This is a genomic window from Maricaulis sp. (assembly GCF_017643475.1).
Taxonomy (GTDB): domain Bacteria; phylum Pseudomonadota; class Alphaproteobacteria; order Caulobacterales; family Maricaulaceae; genus Maricaulis.
In genome coordinates this window covers 102,368-125,716 of record NZ_JAEPNI010000005.1, presented here as the reverse complement: position 1 = coordinate 125,716, position 23,349 = coordinate 102,368, and the positions used below count along the sequence as shown (strand labels likewise).

The 23,349-nt window shown below is 59.7% G+C and carries 18 protein-coding genes; 9 read left to right on the top strand and 9 right to left on the bottom strand.

Features of this window, described 5'->3' with window-relative positions:
- Positions 1–10 precede the first annotated feature (10 nt).
- From JJ889_RS15495 to JJ889_RS15475, 5 genes are all read left to right on the top strand, one after another.
- Positions 11–706, top strand: coding sequence for an IS6 family transposase (locus JJ889_RS15495; protein ID WP_291896705.1), 696 nt, complete (start codon positions 11–13; stop codon positions 704–706).
- Positions 707–1,180: 474 nt separating this feature from the next.
- Positions 1,181–2,305 (top strand): serine hydrolase, encoded by a 1,125-nt coding sequence (locus JJ889_RS15490; RefSeq protein WP_291896703.1) that lies wholly within the window; start codon positions 1,181–1,183, stop codon positions 2,303–2,305.
- 205 nt (positions 2,306–2,510) lie between these two features.
- Positions 2,511–3,206 (top strand): IS6 family transposase, encoded by a 696-nt coding sequence (locus JJ889_RS15485; RefSeq protein WP_291896701.1) that lies wholly within the window; start codon positions 2,511–2,513, stop codon positions 3,204–3,206.
- Positions 3,207–3,885: 679 nt separating this feature from the next.
- A complete protein-coding gene (locus JJ889_RS15480) occupies positions 3,886–5,016 on the top strand; it encodes an AarF/ABC1/UbiB kinase family protein (RefSeq protein WP_291896698.1) in 1,131 nt (376 codons plus the stop codon).
- Between the two features lie 393 nt (positions 5,017–5,409).
- Positions 5,410–6,105 (top strand): IS6 family transposase, encoded by a 696-nt coding sequence (locus tag JJ889_RS15475; protein ID WP_291896696.1) that lies wholly within the window; start codon positions 5,410–5,412, stop codon positions 6,103–6,105.
- 181 nt (positions 6,106–6,286) lie between these two features.
- Here JJ889_RS15475 and galE read toward each other — a convergent pair whose 3' ends face one another.
- Positions 6,287–7,306 (bottom strand): UDP-glucose 4-epimerase GalE, encoded by a 1,020-nt coding sequence (galE, locus tag JJ889_RS15470; protein ID WP_291896693.1) that lies wholly within the window; start codon positions 7,304–7,306, stop codon positions 6,287–6,289.
- Between the two features lie 275 nt (positions 7,307–7,581).
- Between galE and rpoN the strand changes: the two genes are divergently transcribed.
- Positions 7,582–8,895, top strand: coding sequence for an RNA polymerase factor sigma-54 (gene rpoN / locus JJ889_RS15465; RefSeq protein ID WP_291896691.1), 1,314 nt, complete (start codon positions 7,582–7,584; stop codon positions 8,893–8,895).
- Positions 8,896–8,902: 7 nt separating this feature from the next.
- Here the strand turns inward: rpoN and JJ889_RS15460 are convergent, their stop codons facing one another.
- The 3 genes from JJ889_RS15460 to JJ889_RS15450 form a co-directional block, all read right to left on the bottom strand.
- Positions 8,903–10,327, bottom strand: coding sequence for a sigma-54 dependent transcriptional regulator (locus JJ889_RS15460; RefSeq protein ID WP_291896687.1), 1,425 nt, complete (start codon positions 10,325–10,327; stop codon positions 8,903–8,905).
- The gene (locus tag JJ889_RS15455) at positions 10,324–12,606 is read right to left on the bottom strand and encodes a PAS domain-containing sensor histidine kinase (RefSeq protein WP_291896685.1); all 2,283 of its coding nucleotides are present in this window, start codon (positions 12,604–12,606) and stop codon (positions 10,324–10,326) included. The genes JJ889_RS15460 and JJ889_RS15455 overlap by 4 nt, the downstream gene beginning before the upstream one ends.
- A gap of 241 nt (positions 12,607–12,847) precedes the next feature.
- A complete protein-coding gene (locus tag JJ889_RS15450; RefSeq protein ID WP_291896682.1) occupies positions 12,848–14,308 on the bottom strand; it encodes a WecB/TagA/CpsF family glycosyltransferase in 1,461 nt (486 codons plus the stop codon).
- 301 nt (positions 14,309–14,609) lie between these two features.
- Here JJ889_RS15450 and JJ889_RS15445 point away from each other — a divergent pair, with 301 nt between their 5' ends.
- The 3 genes from JJ889_RS15445 to JJ889_RS15435 are packed head-to-tail and all read left to right on the top strand — an operon-like array spanning position 14,610 to position 17,810.
- Entirely contained in the window at positions 14,610–15,890 is a 1,281-nt protein-coding gene (locus JJ889_RS15445) for an oligosaccharide flippase family protein (RefSeq protein ID WP_291896680.1), read from the top strand.
- Entirely contained in the window at positions 15,883–16,818 is a 936-nt protein-coding gene (locus JJ889_RS15440; protein ID WP_291896677.1) for a glycosyltransferase, read from the top strand. Before JJ889_RS15445 ends, JJ889_RS15440 begins: the two co-directional genes overlap by 8 nt.
- Positions 16,815–17,810 carry a glycosyltransferase family A protein gene (locus JJ889_RS15435; RefSeq protein WP_291896675.1) on the top strand — a complete coding sequence of 332 codons (996 nt, stop codon included), beginning with the start codon at positions 16,815–16,817 and terminating at the stop codon, positions 17,808–17,810. Before JJ889_RS15440 ends, JJ889_RS15435 begins: the two co-directional genes overlap by 4 nt.
- Before the next feature lie 16 nt (positions 17,811–17,826).
- On the opposite strand, the gene JJ889_RS15430 is transcribed toward JJ889_RS15435, so the two are convergent.
- Genes JJ889_RS15430 through JJ889_RS15410 form a run of 5 tightly spaced genes read right to left on the bottom strand, consistent with a single transcriptional unit; the run spans position 17,827 to position 23,211 of the window.
- The gene (locus JJ889_RS15430) at positions 17,827–19,020 is read right to left on the bottom strand and encodes a glycosyltransferase family 4 protein (protein ID WP_291896672.1); all 1,194 of its coding nucleotides are present in this window, start codon (positions 19,018–19,020) and stop codon (positions 17,827–17,829) included.
- Positions 19,017–20,318, bottom strand: a complete 1,302-nt coding sequence (locus JJ889_RS15425) for a hypothetical protein (protein WP_291896669.1) — start codon at positions 20,316–20,318, stop codon at positions 19,017–19,019. The genes JJ889_RS15430 and JJ889_RS15425 overlap by 4 nt, the downstream gene beginning before the upstream one ends.
- Positions 20,273–21,742, bottom strand: coding sequence for a hypothetical protein (locus JJ889_RS15420; RefSeq protein ID WP_291896666.1), 1,470 nt, complete (start codon positions 21,740–21,742; stop codon positions 20,273–20,275). The genes JJ889_RS15425 and JJ889_RS15420 overlap by 46 nt, the downstream gene beginning before the upstream one ends.
- Positions 21,739–22,971 carry a hypothetical protein gene (locus tag JJ889_RS15415; protein WP_291896664.1) on the bottom strand — a complete coding sequence of 411 codons (1,233 nt, stop codon included), beginning with the start codon at positions 22,969–22,971 and terminating at the stop codon, positions 21,739–21,741. Before JJ889_RS15415 ends, JJ889_RS15420 begins: the two co-directional genes overlap by 4 nt.
- Positions 22,972–22,974: 3 nt before the next feature.
- Positions 22,975–23,211 (bottom strand): hypothetical protein, encoded by a 237-nt coding sequence (locus JJ889_RS15410; protein WP_291896662.1) that lies wholly within the window; start codon positions 23,209–23,211, stop codon positions 22,975–22,977.
- Positions 23,212–23,349: the final 138 nt, after the last annotated feature.

Here is a 23,349-nt window from a genome sequence, read left to right as displayed (position 1 = left end):
GCGTTTTGTGATGCGCAATCCGTTCCGATATTTCAAAACCTCGCCCGAGATCATCCGCCTTGCGGTGATGATGTACATCCGCTTCCCGCTCTCGCTTCGGAACGTAGAGGACCTGCTCCACGAGCGTGGCATTGATATAACACACGAGACGGTTCGCTTCTGGTGGAACCGGTTCGGTCCGCTCTTCGCGAAGTCTATCCAGAAGCAGCGCGCCCAGAACACAAACTACTCGAACTGGGCCTGGCATCTCGACGAGGTTTTTATCCGGATCATCGGAGAGCTCCACTACCACTGGCGCGCCGTCGACCACGAGGGCGAAGTTCTTGAGGCGTACGTCACCAAGCGCCGTGATCGCAAGGCGGCGCTACGATTTCTGCGCAAGGCGACGAAGCGATATGGCTGCCCGGAAGTGGTGGTGACCGACAAGCTACCGTCCTACAAATCCGCGCTGCGTGAGTTGGGAATTGCCAGCCGACAGGAGACGGGAAGATGGCTCAACAAAAGGGCCGAGAACTCATATCAGCCCTTGCGGCGACGAGAGAAAATCATGACCCGGTTCAGGTCGATGCGAAGTCTTCAAAAGTTCGCCACCATCCAATCCTCCGTCCACAATCACTTCAATCTCGAACGCTATTTCTACCGCCGCGAAAATTTCAAGGAGAACCGCGCCCAAGCCCTGGCCGAATGGCGTCAACTTGTGGCTTGAGATAGGTTCAAACTCGATCCTTTGAGACCGATCCGTTTTGGTCTGACAGCACCCTGTTCGGCATCCTGGAGGCTGACCCGGCACGGGTAGCCCGGTTTGGAAATCGCTGTGACGCGCTTCATCTCTCTCACAGCAAGAGCGTTGTGGTCGAGTTCGAAAAGTGGGGAGAAGGTTTCGGGTGAAAGACCTTTGATGAGATATCCCATTAATCGGGGCTCCTGTGTGAATTGGAGGCACCAAATTGCCGGCACCGCGGGTGCAATCCACCCGAAAGTTGCGCCTTGGGTGAACCAGCGACGTGCTGGCCCAGCCTGCCCGACCCAAGCGCAACCGGCGGGTCAGAGCCGCACGAGTTCTGTTGAGCTCCCATGCATTGATTGATGTTGTGCAATCTCGCAGATGAGACGAGAAACTGGGGTCGAGAATACAGGAAACGAACCGCTTTGAGATGCGGTAGCAACGCGAGGGATCAGGATGCTTATCACCCGGACTGGAGCGAAATGGGGTCGTAGCTGTTTGCTGGCTGTTTCGATTGTCTTCACGTCATCAGCGGGTATGGCGATGGGGCAGAGTGCAACCGCTTTTCCGGAATTGCGAGACCATGTTGACCGTGAGGCCTCAGCGGCCTCGGGTTTGGGTATAGGCGCGGCAATATGCACGGACACTGACGTTCACTTTGCTGCAGCCGGGCCGGCGGGGCCGGCTGGGCCATCTGTTGATGTCTCGACCCGATTCCTCGGCGGGAGCATCGGTAAGACATTTACTGCCTTTATTGTCGCTCAGCTCGTGATCGAAGGGGTTTTGAATCTCGACGAACCTGTAGTCGCACATTTTGAGGATGTGCCCAGCTTCAGTCGTTTGCCCAATCATGATCGGATAACGCTGCGGCAGTTGCTCAACCACTCCGCAGGCGTTCCGGACTATCTAGAGAGCTGGCGGTTTCATCTTTTCGCGCGGGATCTCCAGCGTGATCTCACTCCGACAGATTTGCTCCACTATATGGTTCATTCGAATGCATCCGGGGAGCCTGGAGCGCACTTCGCGTACTCAGATTCTCACTACATCCTTGCCGGACTGATCGTTGAGCGAGTGACTGGACAACGTTACACCGACCTCGTTGAGCAGCGTGTGATCGAACGCTTCAACCTTCAGCAAACACAGCCTCAACTTGGCCGGCGGCATGATAACCTCGCCGTTGCAGTTCGACCTGGCATCTTTCGTGATCGCCTTAGCGGCGAATATGGTTCACTGAACCGTCCGCTGGACTATGAGTGGGCCGCGGGGGGGCTAGTGACGTCTCCCGAGGATCTCGCATGTTTCTTCCAAAGACTTGGGGGCGGGGAGTTTCCGGCAGAATTGGAGCTTATGACATCGAGACCCAATCCGGTGAACGCTGCAGCGGGCCTTCACTACGGCCTGGGACTATTCATCCGGACAGATGTCGAGGGGAATTTCACACTTTCCCACGGAGGCGATTTTTACGGCTTTCGTTCTGCGGCCTCCTACTCCAGCCGAACAGACGAGGGGACGGCAATTCAAGCAAACCGCAAGGAGTTTGATGCACCCGCATCATTGGCCAGGTGGCTCCGCAATCGGTAGCACTGAAGAGATCTGGGCCGACGAGTTCATAGTCCACTTCGGGACCTGTTTTGTATAACAGTTCAAATAACGAGTGCTGCGATCGGGAACAGGACAGGGCCGAATTGGAACCAGGTCTCGACCACCCACTCCGGTAGAGCTTGAGATGGTAGTGTCAGAGGAAGGTGGCCTTGAGCGCAAGGTGGCGGTTTCGTAGCCTCTGCGTATGCGTGACCCGTTCAAGTACTTCAAGACTTCGCCCGAGATCATTCGCCTTGCGGTGATGATGTATATCCGCTTCCCGCTCTCGCTGCGCAATGTTGAAGATCTGCTGCATGAGCGCGGTATCGACATCACGTATGAGACAGTGCGTTTCTGGTGGAACCGGTTCGGTCCGATGTTCGCGAAGTCGATCCGCAATCGACGCGTTCGGGAGGGACACTACTCGAATTGGGCTTGGCACCTCGACGAGGTTTTCGTGCGCATAAACGGCGAGCTTCACTATCTTTGGCGGGCCGTCGATCATGAGGGTGAAGTGCTCGAGGCGTATGTCACCAAGACGCGGAATCGCAAGGTAGCGCTGAAGTTTCTGCGCAAAGCGATAAAGCGATATGGGGCGCCGGACCGGGTCGTGACCGATAAGCTACCGTCCTACAAGGCGGCGCTTCGTGATCTGGGAATTGCCAGCCGCCGGGAGACGGGGAGGTGGCTCAACAACAGGGCCGAAAACTCACATCGGCCGTTGCGGCGACGAGAGAAGATCATGAACCGGTTCAGATCGATGCGAAGTCTTCAAAAGTTCTCCGTCGTCCAATCCTCTGTTCATAACCACTTCAATCTCGAACGTCATCTTTATCGCCGGTCAGACTTCAAGGAGAACCGCACCCAAGCCCTGGCCGAATGGCGTCAGCCTGTGGCCTGATACAGGATCAAAATCGGTCTTTCGAGACCGATCTGTTTGCGTCTGCCAGCACCGCCACTCTTTTCCCTGAAATCACAAAGCGTGCCCGAGCCCCGGAAATCCGGCGGCATTTCCGTGCCTTCGCACGGGGCTCCCGAAGTCGAGACCCCGACGTCCCCGCGCTGAAGGGCATTTCCGGTGGAAAGTCTCAGTCCGGGGTTTCGGGCAGATCGGGTAGGGTAATTCCCTGTTTTCACTCACCGTCGGGTGGTATTCCCTGTGCCTGACCCGTCCGCGCAGGCCTGGACCAAGGCGCAGACGGGAGAAGCGGTCTGGCCTGAGCAATATTAAGGCAGACCTTGAAAGACCCGGTCGGTTTGTCTGACACCACCCGTCTGCGACGTTTCGTCAGCAGCGTGCGGACTGAGCGCGCTTGCCGACTCGCACTTCGGCCTTACCTCGAAACCAGGCGTTAGGTAGGGAACGACTTATGTCCGAGCGAGACCGATCCACAAACGGCGTTGCCGTGCCACGCGGTCGGCTAAACCGGTTCGTGCGGCTCAGCGCGACCGCAGCGGGTATCGGAGCTGAGGTGATTGGCAAGGGGCTGGGAGCGGTGGTCACCGGCAGGCCTGTTGATCTGCAGGGCATCGCCTTGAGCCCGGGCAATGCTCTGCGCTTGACCCGCGAACTTTCTCGCATGCGCGGCGCTGCGATGAAAGTCGGTCAGCTGATGTCAATGGATGCCGGTGATCTCCTGCCGCCTGAATTCGCCTCGGTTCTGGCCCAGCTGCGCTCGAGCGCGCATCCCATGCCACCACGCCAACTTCGCACAGTGCTCAACAAAGCCTGGGGAGAAGGCTGGTATGGTCGGTTCAAGCGCTTTGACCTGCGCCCGCTCGCAGCCGCGTCGATCGGGCAAGTTCATCGTGCCATTACGCCGGATGGCCGAGACCTCGCTGTAAAGGTTCAGTTTCCGGGCGTCCGCGAAAGCATTGATAGCGATGTTGACAATGTGGGCACGCTTATCCGCTTGTCTGGCCTGATGCCATCAGGGTTCGAAGTCCGGCCCCTGCTTGAGGAAGCCAAGCGGCAGTTGCATGAGGAGGCAGACTACCTTGCTGAAGCCGATGCGCTCGCGGAGTTCAATGGCTTGCTGCAGACGGCACCGGAGTACCGCCTGCCAGCGTTGCATCGCGATCTGACAACACCGGATGTCTTGGCGATGGAGTATTTGTCATCCAGACCCTTGGAGACCCTGGACGACGCGCCGCAGGCCTTGCGCGACCGGGTCGTCACGGAACTGTTCGCGCTTTCGTTCCGAGAATTGTTTGAGTTCAGACGAGTTCAATCCGATCCGAACCTCGCGAACTATCGCTTCGACCCGCAAGAGGAACGCCTCGTTCTCCTCGATTTTGGCGCGACCCGGACTGTCCCTCCTGATTTGGCGGAAGCCTATCGCGATTTACTACGGGCAGGGTCGCAGAATGACATCGCGGGGTTGCGGGCAGCGTCTCAGCAGATTGGATATATCGGCCCGGGTACACCCGCGCAGCAGATCGACTTCTTGCTTCCGATCATGAACGCTGCTTTTGAGCCATTGCGGGCCAAGGACGGCTTCGACTTCGCGGCTTCCGACCTCGCAGTGCGCCTTCGCGACCAGGCGATGGCGCTTGGATTGGAGGCCGGGTACCGGGAGGTCCCGCCAATGGACGTCCTCTACCTTCACCGAAAGTTCGGCGGGTTATATCTGCTGGCGCGCCGAATGAGAGCGCAGGTCGATATCCAGATGCTGGCGACGCCTTATCTGCGTGCCGGATCATCAACCTGACTAGGTGCCTGATGCTGTGGAAAAATAGAGGTTTCAGGTTGCGACTGTTGTTCGTTAGTGAGTGCTTTCGAGAATTTGTAAATGCGGCCAAGGCCCTGAAATATTGTGAAGATATTGCTTTCGCCAATTCGTTTTTTGGGTTGTCGCAACAGAGCTCTATTTTAGTTGTGAGACGAAATCATGTGTGTTGACCGGGATTTCGGTCGATCAAGATAACCGGCGATGCCAGATGTAGAGTGACGGGGGAAATCTTGTTGAAATTTGTGTTGGGTCTGGGCGCGAAAGCGGCCGGATGTTGGCGCTCGTTTGCCAGTTTCGATTGGATCAACGGGGCGGGCGCTGTCAGAAGAAAAACGGTTTTAGCGGGTTCGCCTGATTTCGTAGCGTTTTGTGATGCGTAACCCGTTCCGATATTTCAAGACTTCGCCCGAGATTATTCGTCTTGCGGTGATGATGTATATCCGCTTCCCGCTCTCACTGCGCAACGTTGAAGATCTGCTCCATGAACGGGGCATCGACATCACGCATGAAACTGTGCGGTTCTGGTGGAATCGCTTCGGTCCACTCTTCGCGAAGTCGATCCGAAAATGGCGCGTGCAGAGCACGAACTATTCGAACTGGGCGTGGCATCTGGATGAGGTTTTCGTGCGCATAAACGGCGAACTCCATTATCTCTGGCGGGCCGTCAATCATGAGGGTGAAGTGCTCGAGGCGTATGTCACCAAGACGCGGAGTCGCAAGGCTGCATTGAAGTTTCTGCGTAAGGCGATGAAGCGATATGGAGCGCCAGACCAAATCGTGACCGACAAGCTGCCGTCGTACAAGGCCGCGTTTCGTGAACTCGGAATTGCCAGCCTGCATGAAACCGGGAGGTGGCTCAACAACAGGGCCGAAAACTCACATCAGCCCTTGCGGCGACGAGAGAAAATCATGAACCGGTTCAGGTCGATGCGAAGTCTTCAAAAGTTCGCCGTCGTCCAATCCTCTGTTCACAACTCCTTCAGCCTCGAACGCCACTTCTACCGCCGCGAAGAATTCAAGGAAAACTGTTCCCAAGCCCTAGCCGAATGGCGTGAACTTGTCGCCTGAGTTAGGTCCGACCCCGCTCATTCAAGACCGATCCACCGCCGTCTGGCACTGCCGCCACTCAGACCGGCAGGTTTGGTCTCACTGCATGACACCGTCCGTGGGTGATTCAATCTCCGTCATGGCCCGTTACGTGGCTGGGGGCTGTCGTGGTGAGAAATTGAAGGTTGCAATGCGTGTCGCATTAGCCGCCTTGTGAGCACATGGTTCCAGGCAGGTGGTCCGCACCCGGCTGGTGCCGGTGATAGTTCCACGCGTCCTGAACGATTTGATTGATGGTTGACCGGTGCGTGACGAAGCCGAGGACGTGTTTGGCGTACTCGATATTGGCGTAAAGGGCTGCCGGGTCGCCGTCTCGCCTGGGCGCGATCGAGAAGGGCACTTTGCGCCCCGTTACACGCTCGACTGCCTGCAGGACCTCAAACACCGATACGCCCTGGCCGGTGCCGAGATTGCAGGTGAAACTTTCCTGCCTCGCAAACAGGCGATCCAGGGCGCGTAGATGTCCACGCGCGAGATCGCTGACATGGATGTAGTCGCGAATGCAGCTCCCGTCTGCTGTCTCGTAATCCGAGCCGAAGACTTTTAGCGGTGCTCCCGTACCGTGCGCTGCGAACAGGGCCAGTGGTATGAGATGGGTCTCGGGGTCGTGTTCCTCACCAATCTCGCCGTCTGGGCTGGCGCCGGACGCATTGAAGTAGCGCAGGACTGCATAGTCGATATGGCCGGCCCGGGCGGCGTCTTCGAGCGCCTGTTCGATTGCGAGCTTGGTGCGGCCATAGGTGTTGATAGGGCGGCGCGAATGGGTTTCGAACAGCGGTAGCCGTTCGGGGTTTCCATAGACTGCGCACGTCGAGGAGAAGACAAACGATCGACAGCTGTGCAGTTGCATGGCTTCCAGGACATTCAGCGCTCCGGCCACGTTGTTGTTCCAGAAACCGATTGGGTCGGTTTCACCCAGGCCGACCTCGATGGATGCCGCGAAGTGCATGACCGCGTCCGGTCGGAAGGTCCGAAATACGGCATCAAGGGCGGCGGTCTCGCGGATGTCGGCTTTCACCAGCGGACCCCATTTGACGAAATCGGACCGGCCCGACGACAAGTTGTCCATGACTATCGGCACGTCGCCACGCAGGGCGATAGCCTTGGCGACATGGGCGCCGATATAGCCAGCTCCCCCCAGAACAAGAATTTTGCGCGTCATCTCATCCTCCGATGCAGCAATCCTGTCTCTGGAGGCTGCAAAGGTTTGACCGGACGGCGCATTGAACATGCAACCTGCCGGAAGGGCTTCATTTGCTGGGGCTTTGGGAGGCCCGGCCCGATCCGCGCCAATACCTGCAATGCGTTTCGCGAGAGATCGCGATGCAAATTGCAACGCGTTTCTTCGCAGGAAGCGGCGCATTTTGTCTATCTTACTGAAAAGTATAGGTATTGGAGAGGTGGGCTGGCGGGCGGATACTGGTGGTGGGGGACGCCATGAACCAGTTGTCACATCGTTTCAAGATTTCTCACTCGCTGTCGACGCAACAGACGATATCTCCGGAGCTTCAGCGCTCCATGTATCTGCTAGGGCTTGCTCAGGATGATCTGGAGCGCGAGGTGGCGGCGATTTGCGAGGCCAATCCGTTGATCGCCGAGATGCCGACATGGGCCCGATCGCGAGGGTCTGCCGGGCAATGCGAAGACAGGATTGCCTCGATGCCTGAGCGTCGACACCTGGGAGAGGACCTCAAGGCGCAGCTGGGATTGGTGCGGACCAGCGCCGGCGTACGACACCTGGCGTGTATGATCATTGATAGCCTTGACCCCACCGGTCGACTGGACCCGGGCGATTGGGAGCGGATCGAGCGTGAATATGTCGAGGCCGGAAAGGCGCTGCAATTGGTGCAATCGCTCGAACCAGCCGGAGTTGCCTCCCGCAATCTGCCAGAATGCTTCTGGCTTCAGCTGGATCCTGCCGTGAAGTCCCGAAAGGCGTGGCGAAAACTGTTCGAACACCTGGCGGAGCTGCACAAGGTGCCGGCAAGCGCGTTTGCCCGGCTTTGTGATGTTGATGAAGTGGAGCTGCGTGACATGCTCGACCTGCTGCGCCAGCTCGATCCGACGCCGGGGCTCAAATACGATCCTGTTGAGCCCATTGAAGTAAGGCCGGACCTTGTTCTGAGGTCCGGGGGCGACGGTGACACCCAGCTCGTACTGGCACGCGGGTGTGGTCCGCGGCTGAGCATGGAGGTCGACTACCGGAACTGGCGGTCCGACCGGACGCTCTGCGCCGAGGCGCACCGGTTTCTGGAGTCCGCGCAGCTCGAGGTGAACTGGCTGCAGCAGGCTTTGAGGCAGCGAGGCGCAATCTTGCTGCGCGTCGGGCGTCTGCTGGTTCGGCGCCAGTATCGGTTTCTGGAGGAAGGGGACGTCCATCTCATTCCGCTGACCATGCGAGAGGTGGCGGCGGAGCTGGGTGTCCATGAATCGACGATCAGCCGTGCGGTGGCGCACAAATACATCCTGACGCGGCGAGGTGTGCTGGCCCTCCGGCAGTTCTTCTCGGTCTCGGTCGACCGGCAGGATGAGGGGCGTGAAGCGTCGTCTTCAACAGCGGTTCGGGCTCATATAAATCGGCTCATCCGCGAGGAGGCCGTCCCCGGCGAAATGTCCGATGCGCTGATCTCGTCCCGGCTTGGCGCAATGGGCATCGCGATAGCGCGTCGCTCGGTCGCGAAACACCGGAAGCAACTGGGTATCAGTTGTTCCCGTGATCGGTATCGTTGGGCAGGTTATGGTCGAGCCTAAAGACGATTCAGGTTTTCTCGACCCACTGTTCCCGCTTGCGATAGATCGTGGATGGAGCGATTTCCAGCTTTTTCGCGGCCTCGGTTATATTGTCATGACACAGCGCGATCGCGTGTTCGATGGCGCGTTTCTCGACAACCCACAGCGGCTCAATACCGTTGCCGCTCGGAGATGCCGCAGCAGGTGCCATGCCCGTGACGCGGGGTTGCGGAGTTGCGGGCGTCGCCTCAACTCCAGCGGACAACGCTTCGCTCCGAGGGGCAAAGCCCTGTTCGAGCGCCAGGTCTGAGGCCTCCACCGTCGACCCTTCGGCCAACACAACGCAGCGACGGACCAGGTTTTCCAGCTCCCGGACATTTCCGGGCCAGTGGTGAGCGAGCAAGGCCTGGCGGGCATCCTCGGTGAACAGCAAGGCGTCGCGACCTTCATCTTCGGCGTATCGTGTCAGGAAGGCGTCAGCGAGAGCGAGGACATCGCCGCCGCGGTCACGCAACGGCGGAAGCTCAACAGGTATGACGTTCAGGCGGAAGTAAAGGTCCTCCCGCAACTGGCCGGCGCGCACAGCGCCCCACGGGTCACGATTGGTTGCGCCAACAATCCGGATGTCGGTTTGACGAACGCGACTGTCGCCGACCCGCGCATAGGTTCCGGTTTGCAGGAAGCGCAAGAGTTTCGGCTGCAGGTCAATCGGCATTTCGCCGATCTCATCCAAGAATAGTGTGCCGCCATTCGCCAATTCCGCAGCGCCGGCCCGGTCCGATGTTGCGCCGGTGAAGGCGCCCTTTACGTGACCGAAAAGTTCGCTTTCGATCAGATCTTTCGGGATGGCGCCGCAGTTCACGGCGATAAAGGCCCTGCCGGCACGGGCACTGGAGTTGTGCACAGCGCGGGCCGCCAATTCCTTGCCCGTTCCGGTCTCGCCGGTGATGAACACGCCGGCGTTTGACGGGGCGGCCGTTTCCAATACGCGGTAGACGGCCTGCATGGGCAGGGAGGAGCCGATAAACTCCGCAAACTGGGTCTTCGGTTTGCTCTGCTCGAGCGCTCGAACGACCTTTTCCAGCTTGGATTTCTCAACCGAATTCTTCACGGTCGTGATCAGACGGTCGGCGCCAAAGGGTTTGACCAGAAAGTCCGTTGCGCCCTCGCGCATGGCATCGATGGCAACATTGATCGAGCCGTTGGCGGTGATCACGACGACCGGCGTTGTCACGCCGGATGCGCGCCACGCCTTGAGCAGGTCCATGCCGTTGGCGTCGGGCAGGTTCAGGTCGAGGAGAATACAGTCAGGTCGGCCAGCGCCCATGGCGCGTTCGCCGGCGGCCCCATCTTCGGCGATCTCGATCGCGGCCGCATCGCGTTTGAGCTGGGCCTCGTAGGTGCGGGCCAGGGACGGGCTGTCTTCAATGATCAGGACGCGGCCAATGCTCATCCTTGTTCTCCTTGGGGTGGGGTGATGTGTTTCTCGGCCTCCTGTCTGAAGGCCTCGGCGGCACGGCCCAGGTTGGCCAGCAGCCTGTCCAGAGTGCCGTCACGCTGATCCATACCGGAGGCGTGTTCCAGTCGCCCCGCGGCGTGTGACAAGGCGTCGGCGCCGACATTGCTGGCACCACCCTTGATGGCGTGGGCCTCATGTCTCAGCCTGCCCAGGTCTTGGGACTGCAGATGTTCGGTGATGGTTGCCTGCCGGTTGGCAAGCTCATCCAGGAAGATGCCGAGGACAAAGGCATACCCATCCAGGTCGTCTTCCCAGCGTTCGGTGATGCAGCCAGGATCGAGTACAGCGTGCGCGGCGATGTCGGCGGCAGGCAGCCATTTGCGTAATTCGCGTACAAGCTCGTTCAATCGGATGGGTTTGGTCAGGAATCCATTCATGCCGGCCGCCTGGGTCTGTTCCCGGTTTTCGGGCAGTGCGTGCGCTGTCAGGGCGATGATGGGAATATTGTTGCCGGACTGGCGGATCAGTCGAGACGCTTCCAGGCCGTCCATGACAGGCATTCCGACGTCCATGATAATCAGATCGAACACCTGGTCCTCAATGGCTTGAACCGCTGCCGCTCCGTCGGGAACGATTACAGGCTCGATTCCAATTCTGGCCAGCATATTGGCAACGACGACGGCGTTGGTATTGCTGTCTTCCGCCAACAGGACACGCCCCTGCAGATGTTCCGATTGGCGTTGTCTGTCAGGAGTTGACGGAGTTTCCGGGGCTGCGTCTATCGCCGGAATTCGCACACAAAAAGTGCTGCCTTCGCCCACCTTGCTGGTTGCGTCGATGTCCCCCCCCATCAGCTCCACAAGCTCCCGCGTGATGGCGAGCCCGAGGCCTACACCATCCGTCACCGAGCTGGCGCCACCGCCCTGTTGAAAGCGTGAGAACAGTTCCGGCAGACGGTCCTGGTCAAAACCTACGCCAGTATCGATGACCGAGAAGGAGAGTTGCGGTCCGTCCGGTGATGATGTCAGCCCTGCCTTGACTGTGACCGAGCCGGACGACGTGAACTTGATCGCATTGCCAACCAGATTGAACAGGACCTGGCGAACCCGGCCTGCGTCTCCGACCAGTCGCAGGGTCTCCGGAAGGTTATCGACGGCAAGGCTGATGCCCTTGTCCGCTGTTGAGTTGGAAAATATCTCGCGGACCTGGTCGAGGATGTCGTTGGGGGCGTAGGCTTCGTCGCTCAACTCGATGCGCCCGGATTCGATGTGGCTGATGTCGAGAACGTCGTCGATCAGGGTCAGCAGGCTTTCTGCGGAGCGCTCTGCCAATTTCACCATGCGTGCGGCCTCGGGGCTTAGCTCGGAGCGCTGGATCAGACCGAGCGGGCCGATGACACCATTCAGCGGCGTGCGCATTTCATGACTCATATTGGCCAGAAACTCGGTCTTGGCGGCATTCGCTTGTTCGGCCTCGGTTTTTGCCGCTCTTAGTTCGGCTTCGGTCCGCGCCCTTTCTGATACGTCTCGCACGACCGCATGCACCAGAACCTCTCCGTCTGCCTCAAATGTTCGTGCATTCACTTCGGTTGGAATTTCGACGCCTGACTTGTGCAGGAAGCGGATGTCCAGGCGGGTGTCTCCCGCTTCCCGGACCTTCGCGATTGCGGTCTTGGCCACTGCGTGGTCGTCGACCGGGTGGAGCGTTGGAAGACGCATGCCGATCAATTCATCCCGCTTCCAGCCGACCAGTTGTTCCGCACTCTCGTTTACATCGATGATCTTTCCATCCAGCGAATGGATGAAGATCGCGTCGCCGGAGCTCTCGAACAGGTCGCGATAGCGCTGGCGGGAATTCTTGAGTTCTGCTTCGGCGGCCAGGCGCTCTGTGATGTCACGCAGGTAGGCTGTAAAATACGTCTGATCGGTAAGGTGGACCGGCGTGATCGCCAGCTCGACCATTAGTTCGCGTCCATCCTTGTGCAGGGCGGGAACTTCGATGCGCTTTCCCAAGACGGCATGGGCTCCTGATTGCAGGTATTTCTCCATGCCTGAGAAATGTGCATTGCGCAGCTTCTCGGGCACCAGGATTTCGGCCATGCATTGCCCCAGCACGGCGCCGCGCTTGTGACCAAAGGTTCGTTCAGCTGCTTCGTTGAACTCCACGATCAACCCGGCGGAGTCGATAATGATGATGCAGTCGAGGGCCGCCTGGAAGAGCGCAGCTCGCAAAGCGGCATCCGCGTCCTCGGCGTGTTGGTCATGAGAGCCCACGGCTAACCTCCCGAGTGCCCCTGTTGTCGATGAGGTTGTTTTGGCGTGTGTCATCCCGGATCTCCTTCTCGCAGTGCTGGGCGCTGCAAGGGGAGGGCCGGGTCTTGTGGGGCGAGATGTGACCTTTGATCAAAGGTTTAGTGGGATCTCGCCCGACACGATTTGTTGCATATTGCAGTGTCATTGCAATATGCAACACCACATTTTTTCATTTTGCAACCACCATTATGGGGTGTTTGCGTCAGTAAGCGCCCCGTGCGGACACAACAGCGAGAGGCGTCCGGGCAAGAATGACAAGATCCGTGATCAGTGTCCGCGTCTTGAGATAGCGCACATCCATCTCGACCATTTTCTGGAACGGAATGTCAGCGCGACCGCTCACTTGCCAGATGCCGGTGATACCGGGCTTGCCACAAAGGCGCTCGCGATCCAATGCGGAATACCTCTCCACTTCGCGCTGTAGTGCCGGGCGAGGGCCGACAAGCGACATGTCCCCGCGCCAGACGTTGAAAAGCTGGGGTAACTCATCGATCGAATACTTTCGGATCCAGCGACCGATGCCGGTTACGCGGGGGTCGTGCTTGAGTTTGAAGGTGACGCCATCGTTACGATCATTAGCCTGTAGAAGCTGATCCAGCCGGGCCTCTGCGTCGGTGTACATGGATCTGAATTTGAACATCTCGAAAGTCGTTCCGTCTTCGCCGACCCGTTGTTGGCGGAACAATACCGGGCCACGGCTTTCCAGTCGGATCGAGAGCGCTGTGAGCAGAAGGACTGGCGAGAGTGCGGTGATGGCCAGGGCGCTGGCGCAGAGGTCGAGTGCGCGCTTGAGGGCCAGGCTGAGTGTTTTTCGGCGAGCCGCTGAGCGTCGTTTCCAGCCATGAGCCAGCGCTCGTGCGACAAAGGCGATGTTTCCGAGAAGGTATCGTTTCCACATCCGGCGTGGTTCCTGGATCAGCCGGTAGGCCCATTCGAGGCGGGTTTTGCGTACCCATGCCGGTGCGCGGGGCGTTGCGCCGGAGACGAAATCGAACAGGCCGCCGACACCTGCCAATAATGGAGCATTGATGCGGGCGCCTACCCTGGCCAGCCAGGTATCCTGAACAGGAACACCCATCGCGACCAGCACCACGTCCGGGCGTGCCACATTGATCTGGTCGATAATGGCGGTTTCGTCCTGTGGGCCGAAATACCCATGTTGGGTGCCTGCGATGCGCAAGCCTGGACAGGTTTTCACCGCCGCCTGCGCCGTAGCTTCCGCGATCCCTGGCCGCCCGCCGAGGAAGAATACCGATTTGTCGGCATCGCGCAGAGCGTCACAGAGTTTAGGAAACAAGTCCGTGCCATTGAGATCATGTTTGATCGGATCTCCACCGAGGCGGCTGGCCATCTCAATGCCGATGCCGTCCGGCAGAACCAAGGTGCACGACTCCAGGGCTTGGCGATACTGCCAGTCCGTTGATGCGACATTGGCGCAATGCGCATTCAGGAAGGCAATACGAGTCTTGGCCCTGTGGTTGAGGCGTTCAATCAGGAGATCGATGGTCTCTGACTGCGACAAGGTAAGAAGCTGGAGCCCCAGGACATCGGTTGTCGGGCCGACCTCCTCTCTTGTCGGTTGGCAAAAGGTCGTCGTCTGGGGCTTGAATGCAGCGATCGAAGCCAGGCTTTCATCCGATGCGGTCAGCGGCAAATCAACCATGTTATTACTCCTTAAACTTCACTCGGAGTGCTTCAAGCTGAGAACCAGTTTTGCAGAATAGTATCTAAGTGTATGTTTTAATGATTTTAATTCGAATATAGAAGTGAAGGTGGCGCGCAGTTGATTTTCAAAATGCAATGGTCAGAGGCGTGATTTGCCAGATCTGTCTCGCATATCGCGAATTCCGATCGTGCTGCCTGAAAGAAGGGAATTCATAAGCTTCTGAAATTATTCATATAAATAGATTTCCAGGTGTCTGGCGCCGGAATTGAAACCTCAGGATCAACGAAAGGACACTTTCATGATCCAGTTGGTGGTAGACAGACTCCGCTCGCACACCTTGCTCAGGAATGTTGGTTGGCTGGCGTCCGCTGAAATGGTCTCCCGCGTCACCCGGATCCTCGCAGCGATCTGTCTGGCGCGCATGCTCACACCGATTGAGTTTGGCACGGCTGCTGTGGCGATCACCGTGTTCGAGCTCGTACGGGTGTTCAACCAGAACGGTATCGGCGCAGCAGTTGTTGCCGCAGATGAAGACGATTTGCCGGCGCTGATGCGCACGGCTCATCTGGCTGGATGGGCGACATGCCTTGTTCTGACAGGCGTGCAGGTGCTCGTGGCCGGTATCGTCGCGCGCTCGACCGGGTCGGGCGAGGTCGCCTTGATGATCGTCTGTTTGGCCGGGGTCTATCTGGTCATGCCGGCGGGTGTTCCGCACGGGTGGATGCTGCAGCGTCAGCAGCGCATGTCGCGCCTCGCGACCGTCAATGCGGTCCAGGTCTCGACGGACAATATACTGACCGCGGGCCTTGCGCTTACCGGTTTCGGGCCGTGGGCGATTGTCCTGCCGAAACTCCTGACCGCTCCACTGTGGTTGATTGGAGTGATGTGGGGGCGGCCCTGGCGTCCGGACCGAAGCGCTGGTTTCTCATCTCCGCGCAAGCTGGTGGTTTTCGCAGCCCCGGTCCTGGGATCCGAATTGCTCAATGCAGCACGACTTCACGTTGACAAGCTGATTATCGGTGCGGTCTGCGGGCTTGAGTTGCTGGGGGTCTACTACTTCGCCTTCAACGCCGGATTAGGCCTCTCATCGGCCTTGTCGACAGCCTTCAATGGCGCGTTTTATCCCAATCTTTGCGCGGCCATTCGAGCCACCGGGTCGGCAGTCGCGGCATTCCGCGAGGGCCTGCGGACTGTTGCGGCGCCTCTGGCAGGTGTTTTCCTGCTGCAGGCCGCTGCGGTGCCCTTCTATGTCCCCTTGGTCTTTGGCGAGGAATGGTCTTTCGCCATCCCCCTGATCGCTGTTCTCTGCCTGAGCGGGCCTGCCAAGCTCCTGACCGATGCCTGTGCGCTGCTGCTGCGCGCATCCGGCCTGCCCCGGTTTGAGTTTCTCGCCGTGTTCGCCTCAACAGCCGTCTGCCTGGGGGCAATTCTGATGGGCGCCCAGATCGGTCTGTTCGCCGCCGCCATCGCGCTCGCGCTCGCAGCGACCCTGATCGCGCTGGCTCTTTATCCCACCGTCCTGACACTCAACGCCCGCAGCCCTCATTCACGTCTCGAAAGGAGCCAAATCCATGATTAGTCATCCGACAATCTCAGTGGTCATGCCCGTCTTCAACGCACGGGCGACGATCACCAAGGCCGTGCTCTCGGTTCAAGCACAGACATTCCGCAATTGGGAACTGATCCTGGTAGATGATGGCTCCTCTGATGACACGCTCGAAATCGCTTTGGGCCTGGAGGCGCTGGATGAGCGTATCAGGGTAACCGCGCAGGAGAACGCGGGTCCCGCTGCTGCTCGCAATGTGGGGATCAAGTTGTCGCGGGGTCGGTTGATCGCCTTCCTTGACGCAGACGACCACTGGCACAGGGATCGGTTGGGGGCGTGTCTGGCGCACTTCAGCCGCAACCCGCATGTCGGTGTGGTCTACACGCGTGTTGCGTTGCTGGACGGGGATGGTCAGGCCGCGCGGCGACCGACGCCACATTTTGATGTTCTCACGCCGGCACAATTATTGTCCGAGAACCCGGTCTGCACGACATCGAATATCGTTGTGCGAACGAGCGTGATCGAGCAGGTGGGCGACTTCGACCCGCGCATGGCGCATATCGAGGACCAGGATTTCCTGTTCCGGGTGGCCAGCAAAACCTCGTTCACGCTGGAAGGTATTGATCGGGTGTTGCTGGACTATCGTGTGTCGGACCAGTCGCGTTCCGCCGATCTCGCGCTGACCGCCAAGAGCTGGCGCCTTTTCATGGCCCGGGCCAGGGCCATTGCGCCGCAACTGGTGGACCCGATCTGGCGTGGGCTGGTCGCGGACTTCCATCGCAACCAGGCGAGACGGGCTTTGAGAAGCGGATTGCCGGCAACAGCGTTGGCGCTGATTGCCCGAGCCTGTTCTGCGGACCCTCTGATCTTTTGCCGAATGCCGTGGCGCGTTGGCCTGACCCTGCTGGCAGCGCTGGCCATGTTTCTGCCCATCCCCCGTATCAAGGAGTATGTACGATGACCTCCCCAATCGTTTCTGTTGCCATGCCTGTTTACAATGTCGAGAGATATGTCGAGGCGGCGGTCGAGAGTGTCTTGGCCCAGACCTATGAGAATCTTGAACTTCTCATCATTGATGATGGCGGTTCGGACAATTCAATCGAGCTTTGCCGGGCGTTCATTGACCCGCGGGTTCGTATCATCAGCCAGGAGAATCGGGGGCTCGCAGGGGCACGCAATAGCGGAATTCGCTATGCCCGTGGGGAGATCATCGCCTTCCTGGATTCGGATGACTTGTGGCACCCCCAGAAGCTGGAGCGGCATCTGGAGCATTTGCGCGAGAGGCCGGACGTGGGCGTTAGTTTTTCCGGGGCCAAGCTGATCGATGAGCGGGGCGTGCCCCTGGGCATGGAACAGCGCCCTCGGCTGACCAATATCTCGGCGCGCGACATTTTCCAGCGAAACCCGGTGAGTAATGGGTCCACGCCCGTTATCAGACGCGCGGTCTTTGATAGCATTGCGCAACCCTCTTCCCGGTTTGCAGGAGAAACGGAATGGTTCGATGAACGTCTGAAACAGTCTGAGGATATCGATTGCTGGTTGCGCATCGCCTTGCAGACTGATTGGCAGTTTGAGGGCATCCCGGGAGCTCTCACCGGTTATCGTGTCAATGCGGGCGGGCTTTCGGCCAATATCGAGGCGCAATTCGACAGCTGGCTGTACGTTCGCAACAAGGTGCGAGGGATTTCGCCGCATTTCGCACGTCGCTGGGAGGCGGCCGCTGAAGCGTTCCAGCTTCGTTATCTCGCGCGTCGAGCCGTACGGATGCGCGATCGGGGTCTAGCATTGAAATTGACAACCAGGGCTCTGATGAAGGCACCGGTCGCACTGCTTCGCGAACCGGTGAAAACGGCAACAACACTTCTGGCGGCGATCGCCCTCAGGATTATGCCGGAAGCTGTCTTCGCGCAGCTCGAGGCAATCGCCTTGCCGGGTGCAGCGCCTGCAAATTAGGCGCCAGCCGCCAGTGTCAGATCACAGATTGGTAGATTTTCAGATGGGCGTCCGCGATGGACGCCCAGTTATATTGGCGCTCAACCTTACGGGCGCCATTCTTGCCCAATTCGGCAGCCCAGCTCGGGCGGCCTAGCAACTCAGCGACCGCGTTGGCGACAGCCAGTGTGGAGGGCTCGATGAGCAGGCCGTCTTTGCCGGACTCGATTACGGATTGCAGGGCAGGAATATCGGCGGCGATCACCGGTTTCTCGAACGACCAGCCCTCCAGATATACGACGCCGAGGCTTTCTTCGGTCGACGGGACGCATACCAGGCTGCACGCTGCCAGCGCGGACTTCTTGTCGGCGTCTGTGAGCGGGCCAGTCACTAGGATGCGGGGATCCTGATGTTGGGAAAACAGCGCGCTTGCCTCGGATGTAACCGGGCCGGCGAATACAAATCGCGCGGTCGGGTGTTGTTCCCAGATCCGGGGCGTTGCTTCCAGAACGGTGCCATAGCCCTTGTATTGCGCGGTGCGGCCCAGAAAGAGAATGAAGGGGTCCTCGCCCAGGGCGTGATTTTCTCGGAACAGTTGAGGTTCGGGGACATCTTCGGCGAACAAGGGCGCCATGGGGCAGACATGGACGCGCGATGGCGACGCTCCCTGACCGATCAGCCATTCGCGCTCAAAATCAGTCATGGCGATGAGAGCATCCGCCTTGCGATACAGTGCGCGAAACTGAGGTGATGACCAGGCGGTCCCGGTCGGTTTGGTTGTATGGGCGAGGGGCGTCCAGACAAACGGCTTGCCGAGCGCCTGCAGTGCCTGGGCGCCGGGCGTGAAGCCATTGTAGATTGCATGCGCAACGGTCGCTCCGTCGGCGATGTTTTGAAAACTCGATCGGGCGAGGCGGCGTGCCAGGTGGCCATAAACACCCCTGGCAATGCGTGACCGCTTCGACGCTTCAGCGAGGAGCCGAATACCGCCCTTCCAGGAATTTGCGGGGGCGATGGTGTGAACCAGCATGTCATCGTCGCGCACGCATCGCGGTTCGGCGTAGGCAAAGGCAAGGTCAGTTGGGCGTGCCTCTTCATCGCAGCACCGGGCGACTTCGATCGGAACCTGGAGGGCGAGTTCCTGTGCCAGGCGGCGGGAGTGCAGTTCAGCTCCTCCCATGCCCGGCCAATAACGCGGAACGAACAGCAACGGACGGACTGGGTGGCTCATGTCGTGGGCCTCTCAAATGAATTCGACGTGCGTTTTTCCGAGGCTTCGCGCATTGCAAGCCCCATTACGACCATGCCCGGCCAGAACAGATAAGTGAGGATCTCCAGGTTCTCACCGATCGTAAACAGGGCGAGCAGGAGGGTGATTGCGAACGCAGCGCGTCCAATTCTGCTGGACAGGGCCAAAAGGGCAAACTCCAGCAGACTCCAGAGCAGGGGAAGGGCCAGTGCTGCAACGCCGACGGCCCCCTTCACAAACAGCAATCCGAACCAGGTGTGGTGGCTGCCGATGGGCATGTATTCGACCAGATGCGGTCCGCGCTCGACGACACCGTGTCCCCAGACAGGAGCTTCATTCCACCAGCGATCAATCGCGATCCGACCCAGTGCTTCCCGAACGCGGTTGGAGTTCGCGCGCATGCCACGCAGGCCTGCATAGGCGGCGCTGAGCTGGGTAAGGATGAAGGGCGAGAACAGACCGGCCAGGAATGCGGGAACTGCTGCGCCAAGCCACAGGATGCTTCTGCGCAATTGCGAGACGCCGAAAGCGGTCGGCCAGACGATGACCGCCGTCAACAGCCCTAGGCGGGATTTGGACAGGATGATAATGGCCAGGGCTGCCAGGACGCCCGTGACTTTCCAGAACGTTCGACGGTCTTCTAGGGCGAGGATGAGGTAGAGGTTGCCGATCAATCCAGCCGCCGGGGACCAGGGTGTGAAGAAGCGCCAGCGCGGCAATCCATCCATCGGGTCGATGGAATACAGCTGAACCGCAAAGAATTCGGGCCCTGGCCCGCCAACGAAACGGAAGGGGGAGACAAACAGGACTTCAGGAAGTCCAACCATCGGAGCGACATAGAGGACGGGCGTGAGGAGCAGGGTGATCAGCGAGGTCAAGCCTGCCGCCTTCAGGATGGTTTCGTAGCGAATGTCTAGGCACGCGCCGGCGAGGGTGAACATCGCGAACAGGGCCCAGCCTTTTGCCCATCCGATGGAGGACTTGATGGTCTGCCCTGTCGACAGCTCGAAGCTCCAGTGGCCGACCCAGAGTGCGATCAGCATGACCACCATGCCGGCCGTCCAGATCCATACACCGATTGGAATGTTGGGCGGTGCGGGACGCGGGGTTGTGGGTGTCCTGACATATTTGCGGACCAGGACAATCGCGGTCAGGCAAACACCGAGAACCGGGCCGAGGACATACAGTCCTCCGATCATGTAGACCGGCCAGGTCGCGGCGAGTGCAAGCGCGACTAGATAATCTTCCACAGCGCGCGGATGAGCGGCAGGCGAAGCCACAGCAGCAATACTCCCATGCAATAGAGGAAAAAGCCTCCGACTGCTGCGAGGGCAGCGATTTTCTTGGAGGGGGATGACGGGCGATCCGGGCGCGCTGGCGGTTCCAGCAACTGCGCCAGAGGATAGGATGCGAAGACATCGGCACGGGACGTGTCCAGACGCGCCAGGGCGGAGGCGAAAACCGTTTCGGCCACCTGGTGCTCGCGCAGCAGGGCGTCCAGGCGAGCTGCGACCGGAGCGAGTTGTTCGACACGCTGTTCGTTGCGGATCAGCCGGTCCTGCAGCGAACGGGCTTCCGTGCGCGCACCTTCTGCCTGCGCCGACAGGTCCACGACCTGGCGCAGCAGTTCCGCGCGTTCGTCATCGAGCTGGATTTCGGCCAGACGCAGAAGGCCGTACCCGGCTGCCCCGAGCAGGGCTTCGCCCCGCGCATTCAGGGCATCGAACAGTCCGGCATGACGTTCTGTCTCTGCCCGCATTTCAGGATGATTGCGGCCGTACATGTTTTCAAAGCCGGCCAGCAGAGTCGCGCTTTCGGACAATTGCGCAAGCAGGGCGTCGAAGATGGCATCGCCGCGCAATACCAGTACGCGCGCGGCAACGTCCTCGGGCAGGTCGATCAACTCGCCAAGGCGCGCGGAGCGGCGAGACAGTGCGCGTGCGTTGTTGATGGCGACATCAAGCGTGCGTTCAAGCTCGTCTGTTTCTGTCACCAGCGACTGGTATTGTTCAATCGAGATGAGGCCGCTTTCCGCCTGGAATTCCAGCACGGCCTGGCGCGTTGCAACGACATTGCGTTCATACCCGGCCAGGCTCTCACGATAGGCAAGATCGCGGGCATCCAGCTCCTCCTGGCGCAGTGCGTCGAGATTGCTCTGGAATGCCGTGAGCAGGGCATTGGCGGCGTGGAGCGCGCCTTCCGGATCATTTTCAGTCAGTCGGACATAGATCAGCGGAGTCCGGTCAACCAGCCTGACACGCGTGGTGGCAAAATCCTCAGCTGGCACATTGGCGAGCCGGGCCGCGGCTCCGCGGATCCGGTCGGATTGCAGCAGGCGCTTGTAGTTTTCGGTCGGGCTCAGTGACGTACTCGAGAACGCGGACGAGGTCGCGGTCGTCGCTTGCCCCAGCTCTGTCAGGTTTACGTTGGCGCCCGCGCCGGATCCGGGAAGGATCAGGGTGAAGCCGCTGACATAGGTCTTTGGAGTCGTCAGGTAGTAGAAGCTCGCAGTGCCGCCGAAAAACAGGGCGCCGATCAGGAGAACCATGACATAGCGCAACCACCGGCGGGGTCCGCCAGAGCCGACGACCAACCGCCCTAGGAGGGACGAACGGGCGGTGGCGAAGTCCGCGTCGCGCAGCAGGGTTCGAGGAGTGTCGCGCGGCGGTGGCTCTGGCGGGTTCGGGATCAGCGGTCGTTTCATCGGGACGCTCCGCTGAGAATGGTCAAGTTGATCGCGGGGTTCAGGACGCCACTGAAGGCGCTGATCACGTCGCGAACATTGGTGACATGAGAGTCGTAACAGGCGATGGCGTCCCCGGGCAGAAGAATGGGGTTGAACGCATCGCGATCTGCCCGGCGAACCAGGCCCTCGATCGAGCGGGCGATAACTTCGCTTTCGCCGGTTACCGGATTGCGGGAGATGAGGACGGCCCAGCGGTCTGCGTTGGTCGCCTGCGTGCCGCCGACACAGTTGGCGGTCACCAGGGCCTGCAGGAACCGGGTTCCGTAGGGCAGGCTGGTTGTGTCGCGGTTGATGGCGGACTGGGAGTTCGACGAGGCCGGGGTCGTCAGGTTTGACATGAACACGCGAATGCCCGGTATGGTAACCCGGCTCGGCCGAGCCAGCGCTTCCTGGAAACATCCTCGCGAGGGGACGTGGATCTGGTCACCGGCGGCCAGCAGCGGGTCCATGACCCGTTGGCCGCTGAATGCACCGGACATGTCGTAGATCTGGCGCTGACCATCGCGGACCAGAACAACGTGTCGAACGTCGGCATCCGGGCGCAAGCCCGAGGCCGCGGACAGGGCGGAGATGAGCGTACGACCCGACGAGATGTCGCCCTGGGCGTCAACACGCGTACCCTGTACGGCATCGGCCTGCCGGTCGTTGAGGAACTGGTCTCCAGGCTGGAAAACTGCGCCCGATACATAGACCTGGACGGGGGCCCACTGGGCCACATCCAGATCAATCTGCAGAAAACCGGCGCGATACAAGCCGGCCTCGATAAACATTTCCGCCAGCAAGGCTTCAACAACCTCCACCGAGAACCCGGCTGCGGGGACCGGCGGCAGGTGCGGCACGGACAAATGTCCATCAGCAGCAATGATGTAACTTCCGTTGAACATCTCGCCGGCCGGGACGCTCAGGCGAAGCATGTCACCGGGCGACAGGGGCGGAGTATCCAGAACCGAACTTGCTGCGTAGCTCAGCCCCTCCACGGTGGACATCGGTAGGTCTGCATCCGCGCAGCGTGCCAGGTCTCCATAGCGGCCCTGCCCGCGCAGCGGGACCTCCGCGACGTTGGTCATCGGGCGCCGCGCGGTGGTGTAAGCCTGGGTTGTCAGGTCGACAGTATTGCGCGGTTCCTCGAACGCGGTAGCGCAGGATGCCAGAGTCAGGGCCAGGGGGAGAGCGAGCAGCGCTTTCATCGATCAAGCCCTGCCAGCGGAGCGTTGGGCCAGGGCACTGGCGATGTGGTTGGCGAGTTCGATCGCCGTTTGCGGGCAATTGCAATCGATGGTCTTGACCGTCTCGCTGCCCTCATTGCGCGCTTCGACAAACACGCTGCGCGGGTTCGGGCGCTCGAAAACCACATTCAGATAATCAAACAGTGCCCGGTCGAATGCCCGGATCTGGTTGGGCGAGGATAGTTTGAAGTCTTTGCGCATCTTGGCCTCCTGCCCTTGGAGGTCGCAAGTCGCGGGCCAGCATTATGTGGGCAAATAAATCAATTAAAATAAATACTTAGATTTATCCCTCGTGGGGTGTGATGCGATATGCGTGTTGCAATTCGCAAATAGCGAGAA

Excerpts from the sequence above, each read along its gene's own strand:
- JJ889_RS15420 (WP_291896666.1), bottom strand. The coding sequence starts at position 21,742 with ATGAAACGACCGCTGATCCCGAACCCGCCAGAGCCACCGCCGCGCGAC.
- JJ889_RS15450 (WP_291896682.1), bottom strand. The coding sequence starts at position 14,308 with ATGGTTGATTTGCCGCTGACCGCATCGGATGAAAGCCTGGCTTCGATC.
- galE (WP_291896693.1), bottom strand. The coding sequence starts at position 7,306 with ATGACGCGCAAAATTCTTGTTCTGGGGGGAGCTGGCTATATCGGCGCC.
- JJ889_RS15480 (WP_291896698.1), top strand. The coding sequence starts at position 3,886 with ATGCGCGGCGCTGCGATGAAAGTCGGTCAGCTGATGTCAATGGATGCC.
- JJ889_RS15490 (WP_291896703.1), top strand. The coding sequence starts at position 1,181 with ATGCTTATCACCCGGACTGGAGCGAAATGGGGTCGTAGCTGTTTGCTG.
- JJ889_RS15415 (WP_291896664.1), bottom strand. The coding sequence starts at position 22,971 with ATGAAAGCGCTGCTCGCTCTCCCCCTGGCCCTGACTCTGGCATCCTGC.
- JJ889_RS15435 (WP_291896675.1), top strand. The coding sequence starts at position 16,815 with ATGACCTCCCCAATCGTTTCTGTTGCCATGCCTGTTTACAATGTCGAG.
- JJ889_RS15440 (WP_291896677.1), top strand. The coding sequence starts at position 15,883 with ATGATTAGTCATCCGACAATCTCAGTGGTCATGCCCGTCTTCAACGCA.
- rpoN (WP_291896691.1), top strand. The coding sequence starts at position 7,582 with ATGAACCAGTTGTCACATCGTTTCAAGATTTCTCACTCGCTGTCGACG.
- JJ889_RS15475 (WP_291896696.1), top strand. The coding sequence starts at position 5,410 with ATGCGTAACCCGTTCCGATATTTCAAGACTTCGCCCGAGATTATTCGT.
- JJ889_RS15485 (WP_291896701.1), top strand. The coding sequence starts at position 2,511 with ATGCGTGACCCGTTCAAGTACTTCAAGACTTCGCCCGAGATCATTCGC.
- JJ889_RS15495 (WP_291896705.1), top strand. The coding sequence starts at position 11 with ATGCGCAATCCGTTCCGATATTTCAAAACCTCGCCCGAGATCATCCGC.
- JJ889_RS15410 (WP_291896662.1), bottom strand. The coding sequence starts at position 23,211 with ATGCGCAAAGACTTCAAACTATCCTCGCCCAACCAGATCCGGGCATTC.
- JJ889_RS15430 (WP_291896672.1), bottom strand. The coding sequence starts at position 19,020 with ATGAGCCACCCAGTCCGTCCGTTGCTGTTCGTTCCGCGTTATTGGCCG.
- JJ889_RS15445 (WP_291896680.1), top strand. The coding sequence starts at position 14,610 with ATGATCCAGTTGGTGGTAGACAGACTCCGCTCGCACACCTTGCTCAGG.
- JJ889_RS15460 (WP_291896687.1), bottom strand. The coding sequence starts at position 10,327 with ATGAGCATTGGCCGCGTCCTGATCATTGAAGACAGCCCGTCCCTGGCC.